The organism is Microvirga sp. 3-52, assembly GCF_018383585.1.
GTDB lineage: Bacteria > Pseudomonadota > Alphaproteobacteria > Rhizobiales > Beijerinckiaceae > Microvirga.
On the sequence record NZ_JAHAMK010000021.1, the window covers coordinates 45,727 to 72,057 of the forward strand.

At 63.3% G+C, this 26,331-nt stretch carries 22 protein-coding genes; 10 read left to right on the forward strand and 12 right to left on the reverse strand.

Features of this window, described 5'->3' with window-relative positions; genetic code table 11:
• Positions 1-54: 54 nt before the first annotated feature.
• The 9 genes from KHP60_RS16270 to KHP60_RS16310 form a co-directional block, all read right to left on the reverse strand.
• The gene (locus KHP60_RS16270) at positions 55-789 is read right to left on the reverse strand and encodes a nucleotidyltransferase family protein (protein WP_213565373.1); all 735 of its coding nucleotides are present in this window, start codon (positions 787-789) and stop codon (positions 55-57) included.
• A 9-nt stretch (positions 790-798) separates the two neighbouring features.
• A complete protein-coding gene (gene tsaE, locus KHP60_RS16275; RefSeq protein WP_213565374.1) occupies positions 799-2,385 on the reverse strand; it encodes a tRNA (adenosine(37)-N6)-threonylcarbamoyltransferase complex ATPase subunit type 1 TsaE in 1,587 nt (528 codons plus the stop codon).
• Between the two features lie 8 nt (positions 2,386-2,393).
• Complete coding sequence (locus KHP60_RS16280; protein ID WP_213565375.1) at positions 2,394-4,964, reverse strand: PAS domain-containing sensor histidine kinase; 2,571 nt, start codon at positions 4,962-4,964, stop codon at positions 2,394-2,396.
• 424 nt (positions 4,965-5,388) lie between these two features.
• Positions 5,389-6,789: an adenosylhomocysteinase gene (ahcY, locus tag KHP60_RS16285; protein ID WP_213565376.1), complete on the reverse strand. Its 1,401-nt coding sequence runs from the start codon at positions 6,787-6,789 to the stop codon at positions 5,389-5,391.
• Between the two features lie 328 nt (positions 6,790-7,117).
• A complete protein-coding gene (locus KHP60_RS16290) occupies positions 7,118-7,438 on the reverse strand; it encodes an HPr family phosphocarrier protein (protein ID WP_213565377.1) in 321 nt (106 codons plus the stop codon).
• Between the two features lie 5 nt (positions 7,439-7,443).
• A complete protein-coding gene (locus KHP60_RS16295; RefSeq protein WP_036360951.1) occupies positions 7,444-7,845 on the reverse strand; it encodes a PTS sugar transporter subunit IIA in 402 nt (133 codons plus the stop codon).
• An 88-nt stretch (positions 7,846-7,933) separates the two neighbouring features.
• The gene (locus tag KHP60_RS16300) at positions 7,934-8,389 is read right to left on the reverse strand and encodes an HPr kinase/phosphorylase (protein ID WP_213565378.1); all 456 of its coding nucleotides are present in this window, start codon (positions 8,387-8,389) and stop codon (positions 7,934-7,936) included.
• Positions 8,386-10,233 carry a sensor histidine kinase gene (locus KHP60_RS16305; RefSeq protein ID WP_213565379.1) on the reverse strand — a complete coding sequence of 616 codons (1,848 nt, stop codon included), beginning with the start codon at positions 10,231-10,233 and terminating at the stop codon, positions 8,386-8,388. Before KHP60_RS16305 ends, KHP60_RS16300 begins: the two co-directional genes overlap by 4 nt.
• Positions 10,234-10,309: 76 nt before the next feature.
• Positions 10,310-11,008 carry a response regulator transcription factor gene (locus KHP60_RS16310; protein ID WP_213565380.1) on the reverse strand — a complete coding sequence of 233 codons (699 nt, stop codon included), beginning with the start codon at positions 11,006-11,008 and terminating at the stop codon, positions 10,310-10,312.
• A 523-nt stretch (positions 11,009-11,531) separates the two neighbouring features.
• On the opposite strand from KHP60_RS16310, the gene KHP60_RS16315 reads away from it, so the two are divergent.
• The 3 genes from KHP60_RS16315 to KHP60_RS16325 all read left to right on the forward strand — a co-directional run bounded on the left by KHP60_RS16315 (position 11,532) and on the right by KHP60_RS16325 (position 15,039).
• Positions 11,532-13,142 (forward strand): phosphoenolpyruvate carboxykinase, encoded by a 1,611-nt coding sequence (locus KHP60_RS16315; RefSeq protein WP_213565381.1) that lies wholly within the window; start codon positions 11,532-11,534, stop codon positions 13,140-13,142.
• A gap of 189 nt (positions 13,143-13,331) precedes the next feature.
• Positions 13,332-14,252 (forward strand): DMT family transporter, encoded by a 921-nt coding sequence (locus KHP60_RS16320; protein WP_213565382.1) that lies wholly within the window; start codon positions 13,332-13,334, stop codon positions 14,250-14,252.
• Entirely contained in the window at positions 14,245-15,039 is a 795-nt protein-coding gene (locus tag KHP60_RS16325; RefSeq protein WP_213565383.1) for an SDR family NAD(P)-dependent oxidoreductase, read from the forward strand. The genes KHP60_RS16320 and KHP60_RS16325 overlap by 8 nt, the downstream gene beginning before the upstream one ends.
• Here KHP60_RS16325 and KHP60_RS16330 read toward each other — a convergent pair whose 3' ends face one another.
• The 3 genes from KHP60_RS16330 to KHP60_RS16340 form a co-directional block, all read right to left on the reverse strand.
• Positions 15,040-16,089 carry an aldose epimerase family protein gene (locus KHP60_RS16330; protein ID WP_213565384.1) on the reverse strand — a complete coding sequence of 350 codons (1,050 nt, stop codon included), beginning with the start codon at positions 16,087-16,089 and terminating at the stop codon, positions 15,040-15,042.
• Between the two features lie 59 nt (positions 16,090-16,148).
• Positions 16,149-17,870, reverse strand: a complete 1,722-nt coding sequence (gene araD, locus KHP60_RS16335; protein WP_213565385.1) for an L-arabinonate dehydratase — start codon at positions 17,868-17,870, stop codon at positions 16,149-16,151.
• Positions 17,871-17,992: 122 nt separating this feature from the next.
• Entirely contained in the window at positions 17,993-18,781 is a 789-nt protein-coding gene (locus tag KHP60_RS16340) for a FadR/GntR family transcriptional regulator (RefSeq protein ID WP_213565386.1), read from the reverse strand.
• Between the two features lie 450 nt (positions 18,782-19,231).
• On the opposite strand from KHP60_RS16340, the gene KHP60_RS16345 reads away from it, so the two are divergent.
• The 7 genes from KHP60_RS16345 (at position 19,232) to KHP60_RS16375 (ending at position 26,326) form a co-directional block, all read left to right on the forward strand.
• Positions 19,232-20,200 carry a tripartite tricarboxylate transporter substrate binding protein gene (locus KHP60_RS16345; RefSeq protein WP_213565387.1) on the forward strand — a complete coding sequence of 323 codons (969 nt, stop codon included), beginning with the start codon at positions 19,232-19,234 and terminating at the stop codon, positions 20,198-20,200.
• 79 nt (positions 20,201-20,279) lie between these two features.
• The gene (locus KHP60_RS16350; RefSeq protein ID WP_213565388.1) at positions 20,280-21,218 is read left to right on the forward strand and encodes a dihydrodipicolinate synthase family protein; all 939 of its coding nucleotides are present in this window, start codon (positions 20,280-20,282) and stop codon (positions 21,216-21,218) included.
• A 63-nt stretch (positions 21,219-21,281) separates the two neighbouring features.
• The gene (locus tag KHP60_RS16355; RefSeq protein WP_213565389.1) at positions 21,282-22,733 is read left to right on the forward strand and encodes an FAD-binding oxidoreductase; all 1,452 of its coding nucleotides are present in this window, start codon (positions 21,282-21,284) and stop codon (positions 22,731-22,733) included.
• 142 nt (positions 22,734-22,875) lie between these two features.
• Positions 22,876-23,517, forward strand: coding sequence for a TetR family transcriptional regulator (locus tag KHP60_RS16360; RefSeq protein WP_213565390.1), 642 nt, complete (start codon positions 22,876-22,878; stop codon positions 23,515-23,517).
• Positions 23,518-23,638: 121 nt separating this feature from the next.
• Positions 23,639-24,445, forward strand: coding sequence for an ABC transporter permease (locus KHP60_RS16365; protein WP_213565391.1), 807 nt, complete (start codon positions 23,639-23,641; stop codon positions 24,443-24,445).
• A 40-nt stretch (positions 24,446-24,485) separates the two neighbouring features.
• Positions 24,486-25,496: an ABC transporter substrate-binding protein gene (locus KHP60_RS16370; RefSeq protein WP_249688846.1), complete on the forward strand. Its 1,011-nt coding sequence runs from the start codon at positions 24,486-24,488 to the stop codon at positions 25,494-25,496.
• A gap of 17 nt (positions 25,497-25,513) precedes the next feature.
• Entirely contained in the window at positions 25,514-26,326 is an 813-nt protein-coding gene (locus KHP60_RS16375; RefSeq protein ID WP_213565392.1) for an ABC transporter ATP-binding protein, read from the forward strand.
• Positions 26,327-26,331: the final 5 nt, after the last annotated feature.

The window sequence follows — 26,331 nt, forward strand, 5'->3', positions numbered from 1 at the left end:
CTGGTCGGAAAGCCGGTTCCCACTTTTCCAGGTCATACTCGACACCACGAAACCTCATCGCTTGCTGGCGGCAAGGCACCTTTCGGCCTCGGCGATCGCCTGAGGCTCCCCAACATGCAGCCATTGCCCCTCCATGCACAAGCCGTAGAGGCGCTCCTTGGCGATGGCACGGTCGTAGAAGGCATTGGCCGAGAACGCTCCGTCCGGCGTCCCGTGAACGAGTTCCGGCTTCACGATGGCGACCCCCGCATAGGCAAAAGGAGCGCTGTCATCGGTTCCGCGGCGGCGAAGACGGCCGCTTTCCTCCATGTGAAAATCGCCGCGGCCTTCGAATCCAATGCTTGTGGATAACGGAGCCACGAGCATCAGGATATCCATCCGCTCCGGGTCCCAGGCCCCTACGAGGCGCTTCAGATTCGGCTCTTTTCCCTCGATCCAGAGCGAATCGGAATTGAAGGTGATGAACGGCTCGCTCCCTAAAAGCGGCAATGCCTTCTTCACGCCGCCGCCTGTCTCCAGCAGCGCGTCGCGCTCGTCCGAGATGACGATGCGGGGCAGGGTGCGGGTGCGCAGATGCTCTTCGAGCATGTCGGCGAAGTGGTGCACGTTCACCACCACGGTCCCGATGCCCGCCTCGTGCAGCCTGTCGAGGGCGAAGTCGACGAGGCTCTGGCCTGCCACCTTCACGAGGGGCTTCGGCATAGAGGCCGTGATCGGCAGCATGCGCTTGCCCAAGCCTGCAGCGAGGACGATGGCTTTATGCGGCGTGCGCGAGGAGGTCTGGGACAAGGAGATGGCTCAGGATTCGGGAGGGAGCTCATCCACATGCGGGATGAGCCTCGGAAGATAGTTTTCGTACCAGCCCTTGAGTTTTCCCAAGGCCGGATGCGCGAGATTGCGGATGAGGTAGGCTTCGATCCGCGGCAGATGCTTGAGGTATTGGGGCTTGCCGTCGCGCCGGTCGAGGCGGGCGAAGATGCCGAGAATCTTGGTGGCGCGCTGGCCTGCCATAATGGCGTAGGCCCGGGCGAAGCCCGAGACGTCGAAGGCAGGATCGGCGGCCTTCCGCTCGCGGGCATAAAGGCCAATGAGCTTCAGTTCGAGCTCCGGCGGCACGGTCACGCGCGCATCCTGCAGCAGGGATGCGACGTCATAGGCCGGCGAGCCCAGCACCGCATCCTGGAAATCGATCATGCCCACCCGCTGCAGGCCTTCGCGCTCGGGGAGCCAGATCAGGTTGGGCGAGTGATAGTCGCGCAGGGTCCAGGAGGCCGGGGTAGAGAGAATCTCGCCCAGAGTCTCAGTCCATAGATTGACGAACTCGGCCCGCGCGGAGCCCGAGAGCTGCGTGCCGATGATGTGCGGCACGTACCAGTCGAGCAGAAGCTCCACCTCGATCAGGAGCGCCTCGAGATCGTAAGGCGGGATCGGATGATCGATGCCCTCGGCCACCGGCAAGATCTGCGGCAGGGTCTGGCCATGGAGCTGCGCCAGCAGCCGCGTCGCCTCCGCATAGCGCTCAGGGACAGGGCCTTTGGCGTCGGTGAAGGGCTCGGAGCCGAGATCCTCGATGAGGAGCAGGCCTGCCTCCAGGTCCTCGCCGTAGATGTACGGCGCGCTGAAGCCGAGCGCCCGCAGGCCCTTGTCCATGGCGACAAAAGCATGGACCGTCTCGGCGAGCTTCGCGATGGTCGTGTAGGGCTTGCCGCGCCGCACGGCAGGTCCGACGGGACGTGGCGGGGAGATCATCAGGAGCGCGGTTTCGCCGGAGGGCTTCACGAGGCGCTCGTAGGAACGGATCACCGAGGCGTCACCCGTCATGGGGTAGCGTGAGGCATCGCCCCAGCCGCGACGCTCGACCAGGCTCCGGTAGGCCTTCATGCGCTGGAGCCTCGACGCGAAGGCGCCGGTTCCGGTGAGCATGGCAAGCCGCCCCTTTCCTTGGCTGCCAGGGGCGAAATCGAGGCGGATGTCGAGATGCTCGGGCTTGAGCGCTTCCTCCGCGCGTTCAGGCCACTCGACGAGCGCGATGGCGTTCTCCGTCATTTCGTCCCAGCCCAGCTCCACCAGCTCGTAGCCGCCGGAGAGACGGTAGAAATCCGCATGGACGATGGGGCAGCGCGGGCCGTCATAGACCTGCATCAGGGTGAAGGTGGGGCTCGGGACCTCGAGTTCCGGATCGCCGACGAGCGTCCGCACCAGGGCGCGGGCAAGTGTCGTCTTGCCGGCGCCGAGACCGCCCGAGAGCGTGACGAGATCGCCGGGCTTGAGCTCTTCCGCCAGAATCCTCGCGAAGCGCTCGGTCGACTCGTGGTCGGGGAACGTCACGATCCATGCGGCTTGCAAAACGTCCTGCTCGGGCATGAGGGCCAGTCCATTCACCATCGCTGTTCCTACTCGGCTGCGATTGGAGTTAGCGCTGATTGCGAGGATCGGCCATCGGACGGCGTCTCGTGCCGGTCATTGGGGAAGACGCACGTGACCGTAGTGCCGACGCCCGGAGCGGACGATATCTCGATGCGCCCACCATGCAGTTCCACGAAGGAGCGCACGATGGATAACCCTAAGCCCACGCCGCGGTGGCGTGTTCCCAGCGTATGGCTTTCGAACCGCTCGAAGATGCGCGCCTTGATCTCCGGCGGGATGCCGCGGCCCTGATCCTTCACGTCGAAGATCACCTCTCCGCCGCGCTTGCGCGCCGACACTCGGATGGTCTGGCCGGGCGACGAGAATCCCACCGCGTTGGAGAGCAGGTTGAACAGGATCTGGCGCACGCGCTTCCCATCGGCCACGAAGGTGCCGATGTCGTCGGGCGTGTCGATGACCAGGTTGAGCGAAGCCTCGGCAAGCCGATCCTCCAGTCCGCGCATGGCGGCCTCGATGGTGGATCGGATGTCGACGATCTCCGGTGTCAGTTCCAGCGAACCGGTATCGATGGACGCGAGATCGAGAATGTCGTTGAGGATCGCGAGCAGCGCCGCCGAGGAGCGCATGATGTGCTCGGCGTAATCGCGCTGGCGCGGATTGAGCGCGCCCACCGTCTCGTCACCGAGCAACTGCGTGAAGCCGATGATGTTGGTGAGCGGCGAGCGCAGCTCGTACGAAACGTGATGCACGAATTCGTCACGCAGCCGCGAAGCGCGCTCCAACGCTTCGTTGCGCTCGGTGAGCGCACGCTCCACGTTCACGCTCGCGGTGACGTCGGTGAAGCTCAGAAGCGTCGCGCCGTCGGGGAGAGGCTGTGCGGTGCAGTCGAGCGCCGTGCCGTCATGACGCTCGATGCGGCAGGAGAGGCCCATGCGCATGTCGGCAAGTCCCGCCACCGCGCCGCGGATGTCGATCCACGGTTCGTCCTGCGAGGCCAGCAGTCGGCAGGCCTTGATGATCGTGTCGACATGCGGGTTCTCGGCCGTCATCTCCGGCGGCAGGTTCCACATGTCGGCGAAGGCGCGGTTGTGCAGCTTGAGGCGCCCGTCGGAACCGAACACGGCGACGCCTTCCTTCAGCGTGTCGAGGGTCTCGCTCTGCACGCGGGTGAGCGAATGGACCTGTGAGGCCAACTCGAAGCGCTCGCTCACGTCGTCGAAGAGATAGGTCACGCCGCCCTGGGGATTGGGGTTGATGACGACGCGCAGTGTTCGTCGATCAGGCAGGTGCCACCAGGTCTCCTGCTGCTCGACCGAGTGGTAGCCCTGCAGGAAATCGGTTTTCCAGGCGCGGAAATCTGCCTGCTCGGGAAGCTTGCGGCCGGCGCGCAGCTTGTCGAGGATCTCGCTGTCGGAGGGGCGTGAGGCGAGAAAGATCGGATCGAGGCCCCAGAGGCGCTGATAGGCGGCGTTGCTGAAGATGAGGTTCTGCGACCCGTCGAAGATCGCCACCGCCGTGGGCAACTGATCGAGGGTGCGCACATGGGCATCCATCTGACGCTGCAGGTCGGTGCGGACCGCCTCCAATTCCGACACGTCCACCGCGATGCCCGCGCTGCCGCCGGCGGTCGGGCGTTCGATCACGTCGAGCACCGCGCGATGGCCTGCGACCACGGCCGTGACGCGGCCCGAGAAGGTCACGCCGGACTGGCGCTGGCGCCGGGCCTCGTCCCGGGTCGGCGCGCTCAGGAGTTCGAGGGAGCGGGCGATCGCGCCATCGAGATCCTCGGCCTCGACCGAGCGGAGATAGGCCTGGTTGGCCCAGAGCAGCTTGTCCTCCGTATCGCGGATCCAGAGCGGATAGGCGACGTCGTCGAGCAGCATCGTCATGGCGCGCAGGTCGCTGCGTGCGGTCGCCAGATGATTCTGCGCCTTCATGAGTTCGGCCCGGTCGCCCGTTACGTCCCGCAGGCGCAGGATGGCTCGTCCGCCGATGGTGCGGCCTTCCACGTCGACAAAGCGGCTGCCCGCCGTGCAGCGGCCCGTGAGGCGGAAGGCCTGGCCGCGCTGCTTGAGCTGTTCAAGGGCACTTTCCACGGCAGCCGCATCGGCCGGTGCGAGCCAGGTTCCGAAGGCCAGAGCGCGCTGAGCCGGTGCATTCTCGCCAACGATGGACGGATCGCCCTGGAAGCGCGGCTCTCCGTCCCGGCCGTGCCAGCTCACGAGGAGCTGGCGCTCCGATCCCATGAGAAGGGCCGCGAGGTCGTCCGCGCCCCGCAGGGCATCGAGCTCGTTCCGCAGACGCTGTTCCGTCCGTGCGGCGCGCTTCTGCTCGCGCATCAGCAGCAGGGCGGTGGTGGTCGAGAAGGCCACGAGACCCATGAAGAGGCCGAAATAGGCGGCGTTGTGCAGATCGAAGCTATGAAGGAAGCCGAGGAGATCCGAGGCGCCTTCCGCAATGGGAAGCAGCAGGTCGTTGGCAATGGCCGCCTGGGAGGTGCCGGTCAGGAGCATCAGGGATAGGGGTACACGGGCGGAGCCGACGAGGGAAATCTTCCCATCGCTGCTGCCATCGTGACGTTCCCAATGCCCGGCCATGCCGCGCGGCCCTTCCTTTGTTGGCGGCCTGACAAGCAGGCCAAGTTGGATCGATCCCCGGCGGCGCTTTTCAACGCCACAGAGGCCAACCGTCTACGCATGAACGGAACTGCCGGCGCAGGTTCGAAGCCACAGCGCAGCCGGTCGATTCGCGTTCACTCTAGACTACCCCCGACTCCGCCAGGAAGAGGGTTAACACCGGCTTAAACTTCCTTTGGAGAACCTGTGTGCAATTCGTCGAACCATATTGCATTTGTGACACACACATGCCGGTGCGACATTCTGTTCGATTCGGTGCTTCGGGAAACGAGCATCGTATGGAGCGCAAAAGCGGTGGCCGCTTCGGCGCTGATGGTCGAGCCGAGGGGCAAATGAAAAAGCCCGGCCGAAGCCGGGCTTTCGATGCTCATAATCGGATGGCCGATCAGTAGCGGTAGTGATCCGGCTTGAACGGCCCCTTCTCGGAAACGCCGATATAAGACGCTTGGTCGGGACGCAGCTTGGTGAGCTTCACGCCGATCTTTTCGAGGTGCAGCGAGGCCACCTTCTCGTCCAGGTGCTTCGGCAGGGTGTAGACCTTCTTCTCGTACTTGCCGGCGTTGTTCCAGAGCTCGATCTGGGCGAGCGTCTGATTGGTAAACGAGGCCGACATCACGAAGGACGGGTGACCCATGGCATTGCCGAGGTTTACGAGGCGGCCTTCCGAGAGCAGGATGATGCGGTGTCCGTCGGGGAACTCGATCTCATCGACCTGCGGCTTGATGTTGGTCCACTTGAGGTTCTTCAGGCCGGCGACCTGAATTTCGTTGTCGAAGTGGCCGATGTTGCAGACGATCGCCCGGTCCTTCATCGTCCGCATGTGGTCGAGGGTGATGACGTCCTTGTTGCCGGTGGCCGTGACGAAGATGTCAGCGCGGGGAGCCGCATCCTCCATGGTCGTGACCTCGTAGCCTTCCATGGCGGCCTGGAGCGCGCAGATCGGGTCGACTTCCGATACGAGCACGCGGCAGCCGGCCTGGCGGAGCGACGCGGCCGAGCCTTTGCCCACATCGCCGAAGCCCGCAACCATGGCGACCTTTCCGGCCATCATCACGTCCGTGCCGCGGCGAATGCCGTCGACGAGCGATTCGCGGCAGCCGTACAGGTTGTCGAATTTCGACTTAGTGACCGAGTCGTTGACATTGATCGCCGGGAAGAGGAGCTTGCCTTCCTTGGCCATGATGTAGAGGCGATGCACGCCCGTCGTGGTCTCTTCCGACACGCCCTTGATGGACTGGGCGAGTTCCGCGAACCAGCCCTTCGGCTTTTCCTTGAGCAGACGCTTGATGAGCGCGAAGAGAACTTCCTCTTCTTCCGCGCCGGGCGTCTCGAGGAAGGCGACGTCGCCCTGCTCGGCGCGCAGACCGAGGTGGACGAGCATGGTGGCGTCGCCGCCGTCGTCGAGGATCATGTTCGGTACGCCGCCGCCATGCCAGTCGAACAGCTTGGCGGTGTAATCCCAGTACTCCGTCAGGGTCTCGCCCTTATAGGCGAAAACCGGGATGCCGGCAGCCGCGATGGCGGCGGCGGCATGGTCCTGGGTGGAGTAGATGTTGCAGGAGACCCAGCGGATGTCGGCGCCGAGAGCCTTCAGGGTCTCGATCAGCACCGCGGTCTGGATCGTCATGTGGAGCGAGCCGGCGATGCGGGCGCCCTTCAGGGGCTGCTTTGGGCCGTATTCCGCACGGACGGCCATCAGGCCCGGCATCTCGGTCTCGGCGATCGAGATCTCCTTGCGGCCGAAATCGGCAAGGCTGATGTCTTTGACGATGTAATCCTGCGCCATGATGGCCTCTCTTTTCACCTGTTCGGTTGAGTTGGCGCTGTCTCTATCAGAGCTCGCCGGGAGAGGCAATCAAGATATAAAGATGTCTTTATATGTCTTCGGAGGTGGACGCTGATGAGGGTTCGCGGATGAAACTCCGCAACGTCAACGCTGGCCTCATCCCGGCCATCCCGAGTGGAAGCGTGGTGCGCCCTGCAGCATCGAATGTGAAACGTGGACTTGCGCTCTCGAGATGATTTCGAGGTTTCCGGTTTAGATGAGAGCATCGGGATAACCGGCCAGAGGCCGGAGGTGACGGGCGGGATTCAGAGAAGAGGCTGAGAAGGACCTACTCGTCCTCGCCGAACCTGTTGGCGAGGAGATCGTCAATGGCCTGGAGGCAGAGGGCGGCGTCTTCGCCCTTGGCCGCGACGGTGATCGAGGTGCCCTGGGCGGCCGCCAGGGTCAGGAGGCCCATGATCGAGCGTCCGCCCACAGTCTCGCCGCAGCGGGTCACCGTGACATCCGAGTTGAAGCGCTCGACCGTCTGGACGAACTTGGCGGAGGCGCGGGCGTGCAGGCCCCGGCGATTGATGATGGGGAGTTCCCGGACCTCGACTCCATCGGGCACGACGGCAGGCGGGCAATCCTGATCGAGGGGCCGGTCCATGATGGTTACTTTCCGGAGAGAACGCGCGAGGCGATGTTGATGTATTTGCGCCCCGCCTCCTGGGCGTGAGAGACGGCGTCTGACAGGGGCTCCTCGTCCCTCACGGAGGCCAGCTTGATGAGCATGGGCAGATTGATGCCGGCGACCACCTCGACGGAACCGCCATTCATGCAGGACAGGGCCAGGTTCGAAGGCGTACCGCCGAACATGTCCGTCAGAACCACAACACCCTGTCCCGAATTGACCCGGCACACGGCGGCCATGATGTCCTTGCGCCGTGTCTCCATGTCGTCGTCTGGGCCGATCGTGATCGTTTCAAGCTGCTCTTGAGGCCCCACGACATGCTCAAGCGCCGCTTTGAATTCCGTCGCGAGCTGCCCGTGGGTGACGAGCACCATTCCAATCATAATGTTACAAGTCCGAACGCTCCGAGAGCGGAGCCGCTATTTTGTGCACCGCGAAGCCAAGCGCAAGGGCATTGAGAGGAAAAGTTCATCACAGTGTCACTATCGTGTCGCAAACACCACTCATGCACCCCAGGGCGACGTCGGCTGAGATTGCCCCGGCTTGCATCCGGATGCGAGGGATCATGACGCCGCAGAGGAGGACGTGCCTGTCCTGCTCGTCCGGATAGCGGGCCGGGCCATCGGAGAGATCGACCACCAGGCGAACGACGGCAGCGGCCTCGAAGGGCCGCCGGACGATCCCGAGACCGAAGACCTCGATGCCGCCGCCGAGAGGTGCCACCGGTCGCGCCAGGAGGCGGTCATGATGCGCCTCGATGCGCGTCCGATCGTCGCTGACCAGTCTTCCGAAGCGTCCGGCCCTGAGTGCCAGCGACACCACCTCGCGGGCGAGGGCCGACTTGCCGGATCCCGATGCCCCCCGGATCAGGAGCCCCGCCTCGCCGACGAGCACGCAGCCGGCATGGATGGTCTCATGCGCGTTCAAGGTGCGTTCTTTCCGGTTTCGCGCCTAGCCTTGTCCTTCTTCTCCTGCTCCTTCTTGGCCTTCGCTCCCTCGATCGGGAGGCGGATGACGAAGCGGGCGCCGAGCCGGGTCGGCTCACCGTCCTCATCGGGAGGACCGAACCGGTTCTCGGCACGGATCGTGCCGCGATGAGCCTCGATGATCTGGCGGGAGATGGACAGGCCAAGGCCGGAATTCTGGCCGAAGCCCTGCTCGGGCCGGTCCGTGTAGAAGCGTTCGAAGATCCGGTCGAGGGCATCGGGTTCGATGCCGGGCCCCCTGTCCTCGACAAGGACCTCGACCTGATTCTTGCGGCGGCGCATGGAGACCTTCACGGTTTCGTCGGGCGGCGAAAAGGAACGCGCGTTGTCGATCAGGTTGTTGAAGACCTGGCCCAGGCGGCTGTCATGGCCGAGGACCAGGAAGGCGTCGCGGCCTTGGGCCTGCCTGTCGATGCTGAGCGTGATCAGCGGGTCGTGCTCCTGGCGACGCTCGTTGGCAACCGACACCACCGCATCGAGAAGCCGCACCATGTCCACCGTCTCCGCATCGGCGCGAGCGAGTTCCGCATCGAGGCGCGAGGCGTCCGAGATGTCGCTGATCAGGCGGTCCAGGCGCTTCACGTCATGCTGGATGATCGACAGGAGCCGCTGCTTGGACTCGTCGCTGCGGGCGAGCGGCAGGGTCTCCACCGCGCTGCGCAGCGAGGTCAGCGGGTTCTTCAGCTCGTGCGCCACGTCGGCCGCAAAGCTCTCGATGGCATCGATGCGGTTGTAGAGCGCCTTGGTCATATCGCGGAGGGTGCCCGAGAGGTGGCCGATCTCGTCGGCGCGGGCGGTGAAATCGGGAATCTCTTGGCGGGATTTCGTGCCCCAGCGCACCCGTTCCGCCGCTTCTGCCAATCGCCGGACAGGGCCTGCTATGGCACCGGCCAGGAAGAGCGACAGGACGATCATGACCACGGCCGCCACCAGGAAGACCTGGAGCAGGGCGAAGCGCTCGGAGGCGATGATCGCGTCGATGTCGCCTTCCTGGGTCGAGAGCAGGAGCGCCCCCTGCACCGTGCGGAAGCGCTGGATCGGCACGGCCACCGACACGATGGTCTCGCCACGGTTGTTGACACGCACCACGCTCGATTGCTGTCCGGAAAATGCCTGCTGCACCTCGGGCAAGGACTTGCCGTTGGCGGGACCGACCTCTTCCTGCACGGGACGTCGAGTGCGCCGGAACATCTTGCGGATGCTGTTCCAGGTGCGCTCGATGAGACTTGTCGTATCCTCGACATTGGCGACCGGCGGCAGATCCATGCGCAGGATGTCGCCGCGGGAATAGAACGATCTGGAATCGAGAAGCAGCATGCCTTCCCGGTCGAAGATGCGGGCCCGGGTTTTGGTCGGTGTCACCAGCCGGCGCAGCAGGGGAGCGACGCGTTCGGGATTGATGGAGAATTCGAGTGCCGAGAAGGCCTCGTCGGTGAACCGCTCCGTCTCGCCCGCCTGCATCTGCAGGAGCTGATCCGGATCGATGGTGATGGTGTTGGTCTCGACCGTCGCCGAGCTCGCGATCGCGCCTGCGATGATCTCGCCCTGCGTGAGAAGGCTCTGCACCCGCGCCTCGATCAGTCCTTCGCGGAACTGGTTGAGATAGAGGAACCCGACGAGCAGGGCCACGAGTCCGGCCAGGTTGAGCACGACGATCCGGCGCGTCAGGCTCGACGACGCGCGCTGCACGATCATGCGGCCGAAATGCTTCAGCCGCGCCAGGGCGCCCTGGGGAGCGGGCGGATCGTCGAATGCCGCCTCGGCGTGGATGGGGTCAGCCTTCATGCCACTCGTTCAAGCACGATCCTGTGCATTCCATCGGACCGTGCCGTCTTTCCAGGTTGCTTGCGCCGTCAACGCGTCAGGCTTCCTTGAAACGGTAGCCGACGCCGTAGAGGGTCTCGATCATTTCGAAACTCTGGTCAACCGACTTGAACTTCTTGCGCAGGCGCTTGATGTGGCTGTCGATGGTGCGGTCGTCCACATAGACCTGGTCGTCATAGGCCGCATCCATCAGGGCGTTGCGGCTTTTCACCACTCCCGGGCGCGTGGCGAGCGCCTGCAGGATCAGGAATTCCGTCACTGTCAGGGTGACCGGCTCGCCCTTCCAGGTACAAGCATGGCGCTCCGGGTCCATCTTGAGCTGACCGCGCTCCAGGGCCTTCGGATCGGCCTCCTTGGGGACACTCTGGTCCTTCGGGGCGAAGCGGCGCAGCACCGCCTTCACGCGTTCGACCAGAAGGCGCTGGGAGAAGGGCTTCCGGATGAAGTCGTCGGCGCCCATCTTGAGGCCGAACAATTCGTCGATTTCCTCGTCCTTGGAGGTCAGGAAGATCACCGGCAGGTCCGACTTCTGCCTCAGGCGGCGCAGGAGCTCCATGCCGTCCATGCGCGGCATCTTGATGTCGAAGATCGCCAGATCCGGCGGGGCGTGCTTGAGACCGTCTAGGGCCGAGGCGCCGTCCGTATAGGTCTGAATGCGGTAGCCCTCCGCTTCGAGGGCGATGGAAACAGAGGTCAGGATGTTGCGATCGTCATCGACAAGGGCGATCGTTGGCATGAACTCTTCCTTAGCTTGGCACGGACTATGTCAGATTTTCTTTTCGTCTGACAACGCAGAGGGCCTTAAAACGTCCCCAACTGCGCCTTTCTCGTGGCATAAATATGGTTTCCCCCAGGCCGCGACCAGGGGCGGCCCTGATAGTGGTGTCTAAGAGCCGTCTGTTCAACCGCAGATGAACGATCCCTGACGGATCGGACAGGGTGCTCCCACTCCCCGAAAGATCTCGTGCCGTAACGGCAGGGGGCAAGGGTACCAGGTCGAAAGCCCGTCAATCATACGAAAGAATTCGGAAAATACCTTCAACTTCGAGGAATTGAGAGTGATGGAGGTCTGGCTCTGCGAAAAATAGAATGCGATGAAACGAGCTGAGTTGACGGCACCGTCAGCTGACCTAAAGAAGGTTCCATGTTCAAGCGAGACGGCAAAATTTTGCCAGGATTGTTTGACCCTACCCATGGGACGGTCAACGGACGGCGGCTGATCCGGCTGCGCGGTGGCCGCCAATCAGGAGAAGTCTTCCGTGGAAAATATCGGCGTCTTCAACAGCGCACAGGGCTCTGAGGCCTCCGGCCTCCGCGATCTCAAGCGGGTCTACTGGAATCTCGAGGCGCCGGCGCTCTACGAGCAGTCCCTGACCCGGGGCGAAACCAAGCTCGTGCAGGGCGGTGCGCTTCTGGCGGACACCGGCGTGCATACGGGCCGTTCGCCCAAGGACAAGTTCGTGGTGCGCGACGAGACCACGGAAAGCACCGTCTGGTGGGACAACAACGGCGCCATCACCCCTGGCCATTTCGACACCCTGCTGCAGGACTTCCTGGCTCATGCCGAGGGCAAGGAGCTGTTCGCGCAGGATCTCCATGGCGGCGCCGATCCGGCTTATCGGGTCAAGGCACGCGTCTTCACGGAATATGCCTGGCATTCGCTCTTCATCCGCAACCTGCTGATCCGCCCGGATCGGGGCGAACTCAGCGATTACGTCCCAGGGCTGACCATCATCGACCTGCCGTCCTTCAAGGCCGACCCGGCCCGGCACGGCTGCCGCACGGAGACGGTGATTGCCTGCGATTTCAAGCGCAAGGTCGTGCTCATCGGGGGCACGTCCTATGCGGGCGAGATGAAGAAGTCGGTCTTCACCTATCTCAACTACGTGCTGCCTGCCCAGAAGGTCATGCCGATGCACTGCTCGGCGAACGTGGGCGACAGGGGCGACGTGGCGGTCTTCTTCGGCCTGTCCGGAACCGGCAAGACGACCCTGTCGGCTGATCCGAACCGCGTCCTGCTCGGCGACGACGAGCATGGCTGGGGTCCGAACGGCGTGTTCAACTTCGAGGGCGGCTGCTACGCGAAGACCATCCGCCTGTCCCGTGAGGCGGAGCCCGAGATCTTCGCCACCACCGAGCGCTTCGGCACGGTGCTGGAAAACGTGACGATCGATCCGATCACCCGCATTCCCGATTTCGACGACGCGTCGAAGACGGAGAACACGCGCTGCGCTTATCCGCTCGACTTCATTCCCAATGCGAGCGCCACCGGCCGTGCAGGCATTCCGAAGAACATTGTGATGCTCACCTGCGACGCCTTCGGCGTGCTGCCCCCCATCGCGAAGCTGACCCCGGCCGAGGCCATGTATCACTTCCTCTCCGGCTACACCGCCAAGGTGGCGGGTACGGAGAAGGGCGTGAAAGATCCGGAGGCCACCTTCTCCACCTGCTTCGGCGCGCCCTTCATGCCGCGGCACCCGTCGGAATACGGCAACCTGTTGCGCGACCTCATCGCCAAGCACTCGGTGGATTGCTGGCTCGTCAACACGGGCTGGACCGGCGGCAAGTACGGCGTCGGCCGGCGCATGCCGATCCGCGTCACCCGCCGCCTCCTGACGGCCGCACTGGACGGTTCGCTCTCCCGGGCCGATTTCCGCCGCGACCCTTATTTCGGCTTTGCGGTGCCGACCTCCGTGCCCGGTGTCGAGCCGCACATTCTCTATCCGGTGAAGACCTGGCAGAACAAGGCGGAGTTCGCCGAGACCGCCAAGCGCCTGATCGACATGTTCAACGAGAACTTCAAGCGCTTCGAGGGTCACGTGGACTCCGACGTCCGCTCGGCCGGTCCGCAGACCTCGATTGCGGCCTAAGCTTCAAGAGAGCTTCAGGAGCGTCATACCAAACAAGGCGGCCCATGGGCCGCCTTTTTCGTTCTACTCCCGCCAACAGCGCTCCCCACCCATGCGTCTCGGGAATTCCGGAACGAACAATAATATGTATGATGACATGCAAATAGAACGAGTCAGCCGTCGGCCGACTCGCACCAGTGGGATACGCCCTTGCTCCGTCTGACCGGTATCCTCTTTGCGATTGCCGCAAACGGGCTTTTCGCGACCAGCGACACTCTGGTGAAGCTCCTCTCCCTGCGCTACCCGATCTTCCAGATCATCGCCATGCAGGCGAGCGTCGCCTGCACCGTGGTGGGGGTCGTCATCTGGCGCGACGAGGCGTACAGGCTCTCGGCGATCCGCAATCCGAAGATGCTGATCGGCCGCGGTTTCCTCGCCGGCATCGGCACCGTTTCCGGCTTCTATGCCTTTTCGCTTCTGCCCCTCGCCGATGTCTACGCCATCACCTTCGGGTCGCCGCTCGTCGTCACGGTCGCGGCCTCATGGCTTCTGGGCGAGCGCACGGGGCTGGCGCGCTGGATGGCCATCCTGGTCGGCTTTGCCGGCATTCTGATCATGGTACAGCCAGGGTACAGCGCCCTCTCGCTCGGGCATCTGGCGGCCTTCATGAATGTCTTCGTGGGTGCCGGCGTGATCCTGATCATGCGTACCATCGGCTCGCAGGAAAACCGTGCCATCATGGTTGCCGCCGTGATGGCCGGGCAGCTGACCGCGAGCCTGCCCGGCGTATTCCTGAGCCATGCTCCCGCCTGGAGCGACGTGGGCCTCGTGACGGTTTCCGGTCTCGTGATGGTGTCGGCGCAGTTCCTCCTGCTGGAAGCCCTGCGCCGGGCGCCGGCCTCCAGCGTCGCCCCCATGCAGTACACAAAGCTCGTCTGGGCCATTCCGGTCGGCTTGTTCGTGTTCGGCGACGAGCCGAAGCTCCATGTGCTTGCGGGAGCCCTCGTGGTGATCGGATCCGTTCTGTACCTGCTCAACCATCAGCGACGGGCAGAAAGCATGATTTCGGCGGCGAAAAGGCCTCAGCCATCTGCGCGAACGGAATGCCTTAAAGGAGAGAAGCTTGGTTGAGACACAGAGCACAAGATCGATATCGGCCTCGCAGCTGTCGCTGCAGGGCAAGACAGCCCTCGTCGTCGGCGGATCGAGCGGGATCGGCAATGCCATCGCTCATGGCTTCCAGGACAGCGGTGCAAGGGTGGCGATTGCTGCCAGAACGCCCGCGAAGGTGGAGGCAGCGACGCAGCGCCTGCAGGAGCTCGATCCGACAGCCCGAGGTTACGTGATCGATGCCGCGCGGCCGGAGGAGATCGACGAACTTGTCGCGACAGCTGTGACGGATTTCGGGCATATCGACATTCTGGTCGCGTGCCAGGGCATGACCATCCTCAAGCCTGCCGAGGAGGTCACGCCGGCGGAATACGACGAAGTCATGCAGACGAACCTGCGCAGCGTGTTCTTCACCTGCACCCGCTTCGGCCGCCATATGCTGGAGCTTGGGAACGGCTCGATCATCACCATCGCGTCGCTGGCGGCTCATCGCGGGTGGCCCCTCGCTTCGATCTATGCCGCCAGCAAGCACGGGGTGGCGGGGCTAACGAAGACGCTGGCTGCCGAATGGGCTGACAGAGGAGTTCGCGTCAACGCCATCTCGCCGGGGTTCTTCATGACCGAGCTGAACCAGTCCAAGATGAGCTCGAAGCGCAAGGAGAACGCACTTCTGAGAACGCCCATGGGCCGCTTCGGCCAGCTCGACGAGCTCGTGGGCGCTGCGATCTATCTTGCCTCGCCTGCAGCCGGATTCGTGACAGGCACCGTGCTCAATGTGGATGGAGGCTATCTCGCCTCCGGTATCTGATCAGGCTTCCGCGACGAAGAACGGAATGCGCATCACATGGCGGTACGTCTCGCCCGGGCGCAGCACCGCCGAGGGGAAATGCGGGATGTTCGGCGCATTCGGAAAGTTCTGCGTCTCGAGTGCGAACCCGGCATGCTTCTCATAGGTAACGCCGCCTTTGCCGATGGCGGGCGCCTTGCCGAAATGATTGGCCGTGTAGAACTGAACACCCGGCTGGTCGGTCCAGATCTCCAATCCTCGGCATGAGACCGGGTCCACCGCACGCGCCGCACGGCGCAGAGGCTGCCCATTGTGGTTGAGGCAGAAATTATGGTCGTAGCCGGCTTCCGGAAGCTGGGTGGTGTCGTCGATCGTCGCGCCGATGGGCCGTGGCGACCTGAAATCGAAGGCCGTTCCGGCAACCGATGCCAATTCACCCGTCGGGATCTTGCCGGGTCCGATCGGTGTGTAATGATCGGCATCGATCAGGAGATGCTGATCGCGCACATGCCCCGAACCGTGACCGGCGAGATTCCAATAGCCGTGATAGGCCATGTTCACGACGGTCGGCCGATCCGTCGTCGCCTCCATGACGATCTCCAGCGCCGGATCGTCCGTCAGCGTGTAGGTCACCGTTGCAGTGACGGCACCCGGATACCCTTCGTCGCCATCGGGCCGGTTCAGGGTCAGACGGACGGCCCTGTTCGCGGTGTCGGGTTCGCCGGTCCAGACCCTCTTGCTGAAGCCCCCGAGGCCGCCGTGGATGTGATTGGGCGCTTCGTTGGCCGAAAGAGAATAGATCTTCCCATCCAGGGTGAAGTGCGCATCGGCGATGCGGTTGGCGTAGCGGCCGCAGATCGCACCGGCCGAGCCACGATTCTGAACGTAAGATGCCAGATCGTCGTAGCCCAGGGCGATGTCGACCTGTCCTCCCTTGCCATCCGGAACGAACAGACGGCTCAAGGCGGCCGCGTAGGTGATAATTGTGGCGTGGACGGTGCCGGATTCGATCTCGAAAGCCTCGACCTGCTGGCTGTCGATGACGCCGAAGACGGATTTCTGGATGCTCATGATCGGACGCAAAAATGCTGACAGCGCCACCATGAGGCAGCCCTGTCAGCAGGGGAGGATCAGTGGATTTCGGGCTCTGGCACGCCGCCCGAACCTTCCAGGAAGTCGAAGTCGCAACCTTCGTCCGCCTGGCGGATGTGCTGAGCGAAAAGCTTGTTGTAGCCGCGCGGGTAATCGCGCGGCGGTGGCGACCAGGTGCGCAGGCGATCCTTGATCTGCTCGTCGCTCACGTGGAGATGGATCGAGCGGTTCGGTACGTCGACGGTGATCAGATCGCCCGTCCGCACTGCGGCCAGTGGCCCGCCGATATGAGCTTCCGGTGAGACGTGCAGGATGCAGGCGCCGTAGCTGGTGCCGCTCATGCGGGCATCGGAAATGCGCAGCATGTCGCGCACGCCCTGCTTCAGGAGCTTCTTCGGGATCGGCAGCATGCCCCATTCCGGCATGCCCGGACCGCCGATGGGACCGGCATTGCGCAGCACCATGATATGGTCGGGCGTGACGTCGAGATCGAGGTCGTTCACGGCTTTCGTCATCTCGTCATAGGTGTCGAAGACGATGGCGGGACCTGTATGCTGCAGCAGTCGCGGCTCCGCCGCGGGCGGCTTGATCACGCAGCCCTTGGGCGCCAGATTGCCGCGCAGGATGGCTGTGCCGCCGGAGGCTGCGATCGGCTTGTCGAGCGGACGGATCACATCGTCGTTATAGACGGCGGCACCCTCGAGCGCGTCGCGCAGAGTTCCGGTCACGGTGCGCTCGTCGAGATGGAGCAGCGGCTCGAGCCGAGAGAGAAGGCCGCGAATGCCGCCGGCAATATGGAAGTCTTCCATCAGCCATTGGCCCGAAGGACGAAGATTGGCGATCACCGGAACCTTCTGGGCGAAGTCGTCGAAATCCTGCAGCGAGACCTCGACGCCCGCGCGGCCGGCCATGGCCACGAGATGGATCATCGCGTTCGTCGAGCCGGCGAGTGCGTTGTGAACCATCAGCGCGTTCTCGAACGAGCGCCGTGTGAGAATGTCGCTGGGCTTAAGATCGTCCCAGACCATTTCGACGATCTTCCGGCCCGTGAGGCTCGCCATGCGCGGATGGGCGGCATCGACGGCCGGGATGGAGGCCGCACCTGCAAGGCTCAAGCCGAGCGTCTCGACGATGGCCGTCATGGTCGAGGCGGTGCCCATGGTCATGCAGGTGCCGGGCGAGCGTGCGATGCCGGCTTCCATGTCGTTCCATTGCTGGTTCGTGATGGTGCCAGCTTCCTTCTCGGCCCAGTACTTCCAGATGTCGGACCCCGAACCCAGGATCGTGCCGGCATGGTGCCCGCGGATCATGGGGCCTGCCGGCATGAAGATCATCGGCAAGTTCATGCTGATCGCGCCCATGACGGTCGCGGGCGTGGTCTTATCGCAGCCACCCATGAGCACTGCGCCATCCACCGGATGCGAGCGCAGAAGCTCCTCGACTTCCAACGCAAGGAGATTGCGGTAGAGCATCGTGGTCGGCTTGACGAAATTCTCCGACAGGGACATCGCCGGTAGCTCGATGGGGAAGCCGCCGGCCTGCCATACGCCGCGCTTCACGTCCTCGACGCGAACGCGAAAATGCGCGTGACACGGATTGATGTCGCTCCAGGTGTTGATGATCGCGATCACGGGCTTGCCCATGAAATCTTCACGTGCATAGCCCATCTGGAGCGTCCGAGACCGATGTCCGAAGGAGCGCAGGTCCGTCACGCCGAACCAGCGGTGGCTTCTCAACTGCTCAGGCGATCGCTTGGCCATTATCGCTTCACTCCCCGCGCCTCGCGGCGCAAAAGCCATATATCATACAAATTTAGGAATTCGTCGCCGTTTTGGGGCTGGCTGTCAAGTACAGCGGCTCCTTTTGCCTGGCATGTTTGCGCTCAAGCTTTCGCGGCGGACCGGACTTTCACGGTCTTGGAAGCAGGCTTGGCGGCAGCCTGCAGAATCCGCGCCGAGTAGCGGTTGCGGCTGTTGGCCAGATGGGCGCGCATCATGGCGGCGGCCAGGTTCGAGTCGCCCATGGCGATTGCATCCCGGATCGCCCGGTGCTCACGCTCGATGACGCCGAGATAGTCGCGCTGACGCTGATCCTCTCCCACCGGGTTCGACGCGCCGGGGCGGCGGGGCACGGCGAACTCCCCGAGGAAGTCCAGGAAGCGTGCGAAATAAGGGTTCTTGGTCGCGCCAGCCAGGATACGGTGGAATTCGAGATCCGCCGCGATGCCGTAATCCTCGCCCTTGGTGATATTCTCCAGGGCCCGGTCGAGCGCAGCCATCTCTTCCTCGGTCCGGCGCACGGCTGCAAGCGAAGCGGCCTCCACCTCCACGGCCAAGCGCAACTCCAGCATGGCCAGGATATCGTCGACCTCGCCGTTGCTGAGCGAGGCGAAGAAATCCGATTTGGGCGGGGGCGGCAGCACGAAGGCGCCGGCGCCCTGGCGGGTCTGGACTAGCTTGGCGGCCTTGAGCGCCGCCACGGCCTCGCGCACCACGGTCCGGCTGACGCCCGCTGCCGCGGCCAGTTCCGCCTCGGTGGGCAGACGATCTCCCGCCTGCAACCGACCTTCGGCGATCTCGCGCGAGATCGCTTCCGCCAGATCGCTCACGAGATTGCGCTTGCGGGCGACGGTGTTGAGAGACAGGCCGGAGAGGAAGGAGCGTTCGTTCATGGAGCCGTTGAGTGCCTCTTGCGAGGTGCTGAAAACTGAAGATGTCGGATGCCGCCGCCAATCGTTCGGAAGCGATCCGCCAAGCCTNGTTCGTTCATGGAGCCGTTGAGTGCCTCTTGCGAGGTGCTGAAAACTGAAGATGTCGGATGCCGCCGCCAATCGTTCGGAAGCGATCCGCCAAGCCTGCGCCGGATCCCGGAGCAGCGGCCGGCCTCACAGGTGATTTGCCCGAGCCGGCAGGCCGACTTGTCGTATGTCTCACTACTTGTTGGCATCTCCCAAGTCAAAAGAAATTGCGATTACAAGCACATCCTCTAGTGGAAAGATGCTCTGAGCCAGACGAGTATGACCCCGCTCGTGCCTGCTTGTCAAAATTTGTATGTTGCCATACAAGATACGCGGTTAATTTCAGAGCTGAAGCTCAAAAAAGTGGAATCAGGGAGAGAACGCATGAAGAGGTTTCTCGCGGCTGTCGGCCTCACGCTCCTGGGTGTTGGAGCGGTGCAGGCGCAAAGCCCGGCTTGGCCGCAGAAGCAGGTCACGGTCATCGTGCCCTTCGGCGCCGGCGGCACGACCGATCTGTTTGCCCGCATCGTCGCCGAGCAGCTTCAGGCCAAATATGGCAAGCCTTTCGTGATCGAGAACCGTCCGGGCGCGGGCGGCAATATCGGAACGACGGCCGCCGCCAAGGCCACGCCTGACGGGCATACGCTCCTCGTCGGCACGGTGAGCACCCACGCCATCAATCCGTTCCTCTACAAGAACCTCCCTCATGACGCCGAGAAGGATTTCATCCCGATCACGGGTCTGGCCAAGCTTCCGAACCTCTTGGTCGTGAACCCCAAGATCCCGGTGAAGACCTTCGCGGAATTCGTCGATTACGCGAAACAGAATCCCGGCAAGCTGAACTACGGCTCATCCGGTGCGGGAACGTCGCAGCATCTGGCGGCCGAACTGTTCCAGCTCAAGACCGGCGCGAAGATGACCCACGTTCCGTTCCGAAGCTCCCAGGACATCGTCAACGGGCTCATCGGCGGACATATCGATCTCGCCTTCGACAACATGACCATCGCCTGGCCTCAGGCGCAGGGCGGAACCGTGCGGGCGCTCGCCGTGACCAGCACCGAGCGCAGCCCGCAGGCGCCGGAGATCCCGACCGTCGCCGAGACGCTGTCCGGCTTCGACGCGACCTCATGGAACGGCTTGTGGGCGCCGGCCGGTACGCCGCAGGCCATCGTCGACACCATCGCGGCCGATGTGAAGGCCATCCTCGAAAAGCCTGAAGTGCAGAAGAAGGCTGCCGAACTGGCTTCGACGCCCGCGCCGATGACCCCGAAGCAGTTCGCCGATTACATTCAGAGCGAGCGGCAGAAATGGTCCGAGGTGGTCAAGACCGTCGGCATCCAGATCGGCCAGTGAGAACCCGATCTTTTGATCAACGAGGCCGAGCGAGGATCGGCCATTCCGGAACCGTCCTAGAAACAGCGAGACAACATCCATGCTGACAAAGATCGAAACCTCTGAACTCGCCCGCTCCGTTCTGGCGGTTCCGCCGTTTGCCCTGACGCCGGATTTCGAGATCAACCGGGAGGCCAACGCCAAGCTGATCCGCCATCTCGAGGCTGGCGGCGTCTCGACGCTGCTCTATGGCGGCAATGCCAATGTTCACAACTGGCCGGTGTCCAAGTTTGCCGAATGGCTGGACGGCCTCGAGGAATCGGTCGCCGACAATACGTGGCTGATCCCCTCGGTCGGGCCCGATTGGGGCAAGCTCGTCGATGAAGCGGCAATCCTGAAGTCTCGCCGCTATCCCGTCGCCATGGCGCTGCCGATGATCGCGCCGCAGACGCCCGACGGCGTGGTCCGCGGGCTGCAGGATTTCGTCGACCGCTCCGGCGTGCCGCTGATCGTCTATATCAAGACTGACCAGTACGTGCCCGCCAAGGCGATGGGGCGGCTTGTGGAACAGGGTGCCGTCTTCGGCATCAAGTACGCCGTTCCGCGGGCCGACCTGACGCAGGATGCCTATCTGCAGGAGCTGATCGATGCGGTCGGGGCCGATCGGATCGTCAGCGGCTTCGGTGAGCCTCCGGCGCTGCCGCACCTCGTGCACTTCAAGCTCGCCGGCTTCACCGCGGGCTGCGTCTGCATCGCGCCGCATCTGTCCATGTCCTTCCTTCATGCGCTGAAGCGCGGCGACGAGGTAGAGGCCAAGCGCCTGCTTGAAGTTTTCCTGCCCCTCGAAGCTCTCCGCGAGCGTCACAACGCGATCCGGGTGCTGCACACGGCGGTGTCCCTGTCGGGCGTGGCCGACATGGGTCCGATCCTGCCGCTCCTCACCGAGGCCGACCCGGCGATCCACGGGCAGATCAAGGAAGCCGCCAAGGCGCTCCTCGCCGCCGAAATGACCGCTCGACAGCAGGCCGCTGCCGCGTAATCTGGCCGACATCGTCGGTCAGCCGGTTCCGTCCCGGCAGCATGTGAGGCATCTGTGATCCCTATGCCCGAGTCGCATTCCGATCTCCTGGGCGTGCTCTGCGCACGCCTGGGAGCCAAGAACGTCATTGTCGAACCCACCGAGATGGAGGGCTATCTGGTCGAGGAGCGGAAGCTCTATCGCGGCACGGCTCTGGCCGTGGTTCGTCCCGGCAGCACGGACGAGGTGGCCTTTGTCGTCCGGGAATGTGCCGCGGCGAACGTCGCCGTTGTGCCGCAGGGTGGCAATACGGGTCTCGTCGGCGGAGGTATACCGCACAGGGGCATCGTCCTGTCGCTCGCCAGGCTCGATCGCATCCGCGAGGTCAACGCCTTCAACGCCACCATCACGGTCGAGGCTGGGTGCATCCTGAAGACGGTTCAGGATGCCGCGAGGGAGGTCGATTGTATCTTCCCGCTGTCGCTCGCCTCCGAGGGCTCCTGCCGGATCGGCGGCAACATCTCGACCAATGCCGGTGGCGTGAACGTCCTGCGCTACGGCAATACGCGCGATCTCGTTCTCGGGCTTGAGGTCGTCCTCGCCGACGGCCGGATCTGGAACGGCCTCAAAGGCCTGCGCAAGGACAACACCGGCTACGACCTGAAGAACCTCTTCATCGGGTCGGAAGGAACGCTCGGCATCATCACGGCGGCGGTGCTGAAGCTGTTCCCGCAGCCCAAGACGCAGGTCGTTGCCTTCGTGGGCTGCGCCTCGCCGCACGCGGCGCTTGAAGTTTTCGAAACTCTGCGCCAGACCATGGGCGACGAGCTCACCGCCTTCGAGTTCATGCCGCGCTTCGCCCTGGAAATCGTGCTCAAGCACGCACCCGGTGCCGTTCGTCCGCTGAGCGGTGATCACGCCGCCTATGCGCTGATCGAATTCTCATCGCCCGAGCTCGACCTGCGCGAGCAGGTGGAGAAGGCCTTAGGAGTCGCCTTCGAGAGCGGCGCGATCGAGGATGCGACAATTGCCGCAAGCGAGGCCCAGAATGCGGCCCTCTGGCACCTGAGGGAGAGCCTCTCCGACGTGCAGGGGCTCGAGGGTGGATCGATCAAGCATGACGTCTCGGTGCCCGTCTCGGACGTCGCGGATTTCATCGTGATCGCGAGCAAGGCCTGCGAGGAGGCGCTGCCCGGCGTGCGGGTCTGCGCTTTCGGTCACTTCGGGGACGGCAACATCCACTTCAACCTGACCCAACCTGTCGACATGGAGAAGTCGCTCTTCCTGGCCCAATGGGAGCGCTTCAACCGGATCGTCCATGACATCGTCCATGGCATGAACGGCTCGATTTCCGCCGAGCACGGAGTCGGCCTCATCAAGCGGGATGAGCTGGCGCGCTACAAGGATCCGGTCGCCCTGGATCTCATGAAGACGCTGAAGAGGGCTCTCGATCCCCAGAACATTCTCAACCCTGGAAAGGTCGTTGCCCTGGAGGGAGATCTGCCGCCCGCGTTGCCTGTTGCGCGCAAGACCTGAGTCTCCCAGACGGATGCTGTAAGGAATGGCGTGCTCCACCGCAGACCTGGCGGCCGTTTCGCTTTGCCCAGAGTTGATGGTACAAAGCCGAACCAGCACAGCAGACTGGCTGCCATCGAGCCACATACTAGACTGGATCTTCATGAACGCCCCCGCAGTCAGCAAGCAAGCCGTTCGAGACGCCGAAGCGACGAAAAGGCGGATCCTCGATGCGGCGACGGCTGAGTTCGCCGGCCACGGCTATGGCGGGGCAAGGGTGGATCAGATTGCGGAAGCAGCCCGCACCAACAAGCGCATGCTCTATTATTATTACGGGAGCAAGGAAGCCCTGTTTCTCGCAACCCTCGAAGCGGCCTACGACCATATCCGCGCCGCCGAGCGGGAACTGCACCTGGAGGAGCTTTCTCCCCTGCAGGCGCTCGAGGAGCTCGTGCGTTTCACGTGGAATTACTTCGTCCGGTATCCCGAGTTCATGATGCTCCTGAACGCCGAGAACCAGCACCGTGCAAAGCATCTGAAGAAGTCCACGCAGGTGCACACCATGAACTCCCCTGTCATCGAGACGATCGGAGTGATTCTGAAGCGCGGCGAAAAGTCCAGGACCATTCGTCCAGGCATCGATCCGGTCCAGCTTTACGTCTCGATCGCCGGGCTCTGCTACTTCTATCTGTCGAACGTCTACACCCTGTCCGTGGCCTTCGGGCGCGAGCTTCTGTCCGCGCCGGCCATGAAGGAGCGTATCGACCATGTTGTCGATTTCGTCCTGGCAGGCGTGCGCGCCTGAATTTTCCAAACAGCGCTTGACATGTCGGACAACCGGGCATCTAATTAACCAGATAGTTACATAGAGCGGCTGAAGCCGCCATGAAACCGTTACTTGGAAACGCTCTTGAGGAAGACGCTTGATGACGTCGAAGCTCGCGCGCGCCAGTCAAAACCTGCTGAATTCCGCCTGGATCAAGCCTTTCGGGCTTCTCGTCCTGACTGTCGTGCTCTGGGATCTCACAGTGCGGATCTTTGCGATCCCGCCCTATCTGGTCCCTCCGCCGAAGGACGTGGCGGTGGCCTTCTGGAATGAGGGAGGCATGCTGCTGGTGGAGGCGGTCCCCACGACCATGGCCACACTGGGCGGGTTCTTCCTCTCGGCGCTGTTCGGCATCCCGATCGCGATGCTCATTGCCGGATCGCGCACCGTCGAGTCTTACGTCTATCCGCTGCTCGTCTTCTCGCAGTCGGTCCCGAAGGTCGCGGTTGCGCCGCTCTTCGTGGTGTGGTTCGGCTTCGGCATGGCACCCAAGGTGATCTCGGCCTTCCTGCTCGGCTTCTTCCCCGTGGTCGTTGCCGGCGTCCAGGGCTTCAAATCCCTCGATCCCGAGATGCGCGACCTGGTGCGCTCCATGAAGGCGTCGCGCCTGCAATCCTTCTACATGGTCAGCTTGCCGCACGCGCTGCCGGCGATCTTCGCAGGGCTGAAAGTCTCGGTGACGCTGGCCGTCGTCGGTGCGGTCGTCGGAGAATTCGTCGGAGCCAATTCCGGCATCGGCTTCGTGCTTCAGCGGTCCATCGGCAATTTCGAACTGCCGACCATGTTCGCGGCTCTGGTGATCCTGGCGATGATCAGTGCCATTCTCTTCTGGCTCATCGACCTGCTTGAGCGTTTCACCGTGCCTTGGCACGCCAGTCAGCGGCACGACTTCGCAGCAACCGCCTGAACCATAAGGGTGGGGCCCATAACATAATCGGAGGAAGTCCATGAAGAAACGTACGTTCCTGAAAGCTACCCTCTTTGCCGCGACAGCTCTCATGCCCTTCGTGTCGCTGCCGGCCCAGGCGGCGGACAAAGTCGTGCTGATGCTCAACTGGTACGTCTATGGCGAGCATGCGCCCTTCTTCTACGGCAAGGAAAAGGGCCTTTACGCAGCCGAGGGCATCGATCTCGAAATCCAGGAGGGCCGCGGCTCGGCCGTGACGGTACAGGCCGTGGCTGCCAAGACCGTCGACTTCGCCTATGCAGACGTTCCCACCATGATCCGTGCTGCGGTGAAGGGTGCTCCGGTCACGTCGCCGGGCGTGCTGCTTCAGAAGAACCCCATGTCGGTCATGGGCTTCTCCGAGAAAAATATCCGCAAAGCCGAAGACCTCCGCGGCAAGACGGTCGCGACGACGCCGGGCGATTCCATGTCGCAGATCTGGCCGCTCTTCCTCAAGAAGGCCGGTCTTAAGGAGAGCGAAATGCGCATCGTGTCTGGCGACGCGCAAACGAAGCTCAATGCGGTCATCAACGGCCAAGCCGACGTGCTCCTCGGCTACGTTATGGACCAGAGCATGAAAATCAAGGACGCGACGGGCAAGAACGTGACACCGATCATGTTCGCGGATTACGGCGTCAATCTCGTCTCCTCGGGCATCATCGCGCACAAGGACACCCTGAAGGAGAAGGCCGATCTCGTCCGCCGCTTCATGAGCGCGACCACCAAGGCGATCGAAGGTGCCGAGAAGGCTCCTGCCGAGGCGACCCAGGCGGTTCTGAAGGCGCTGCCAAAGGCCGGCAAGCCCGATACGCTGCAGGAAGGCTTCGAGCTGACGATCCCGCTCTACCGCACGGAAGAGACGAAGGGTCAGCGTCCGTTCAATGTCTCGGATGCGAATATGGTCGAGACGGTTAATCTTCTCATCGAATACGGCGGACTCGACCCGGCGGCGAAGAACGATCCGAAGGCCTTCTACACCCGTGACTTTTTGCCGAAGGCATCGACCCAATGAGCAGGCAGGCTAACGCCATGGCTCGCTTTCGTGTCGTCCCCAAAGGCGAGGCGTCCGCGCCTCGCCAGATGATCCAGATCCGCAATCTGGCCAAAACCTATCGCACTCGGGGTGGAGACGTTCCATCCCTGCGCCCGATCAATCTCGACGTCTCCGATGGAGAATTCGTTGCCGTCGTCGGACCGTCCGGTTGCGGCAAGTCGACACTTCTGAAGCTCATCGCCGGCCTCATTCCACCGACGGAGGGCGAGATTCGGATCGGCGGAGTCGCCGTGCAGGATCCGCCGGACGACGTGGGCATCGTCTTTCAGAACCCGGTGCTCCTGCCCTGGCGCTCCGTGCTGCGCAACGTGATGCTGCCGGTCGAGGTGCGCAAGCTCGACCGCGAGACTCATCTCGCCCGCGCCCGCAAGCTCTTGTCCATGGCCGGGCTCGAGGATTTTCAGAACAAGTACCCTTGGCAGCTCTCCGGCGGCATGCAGCAGCGCGCCGCCATCTGCCGGGCACTGGTGCATGATCCGAAGATTGTCCTCATGGATGAGCCCTTCGGTGCGCTCGATGCCATGACGCGTGAACGCATGAACCTCGAACTTCAGCGGATCCATCACGACACCGGCAAGACGATCCTTCTGATTACACACTCGATCCCCGAAGCGGTGTTCCTCGCGGATCGCGTGGTCGTCATGTCGGAACGGCCGGGCGCGATTGCTGCGATCTATGACGTGACTCTGCCGCGTCCGCGCGATCTTGAGATCATGGGGCATCCGACCTTCGTCGATCTCACGCAGAGAATCCGCGGCCATTTCTACGCCCGCGGTCATCTGGACTGAGCATC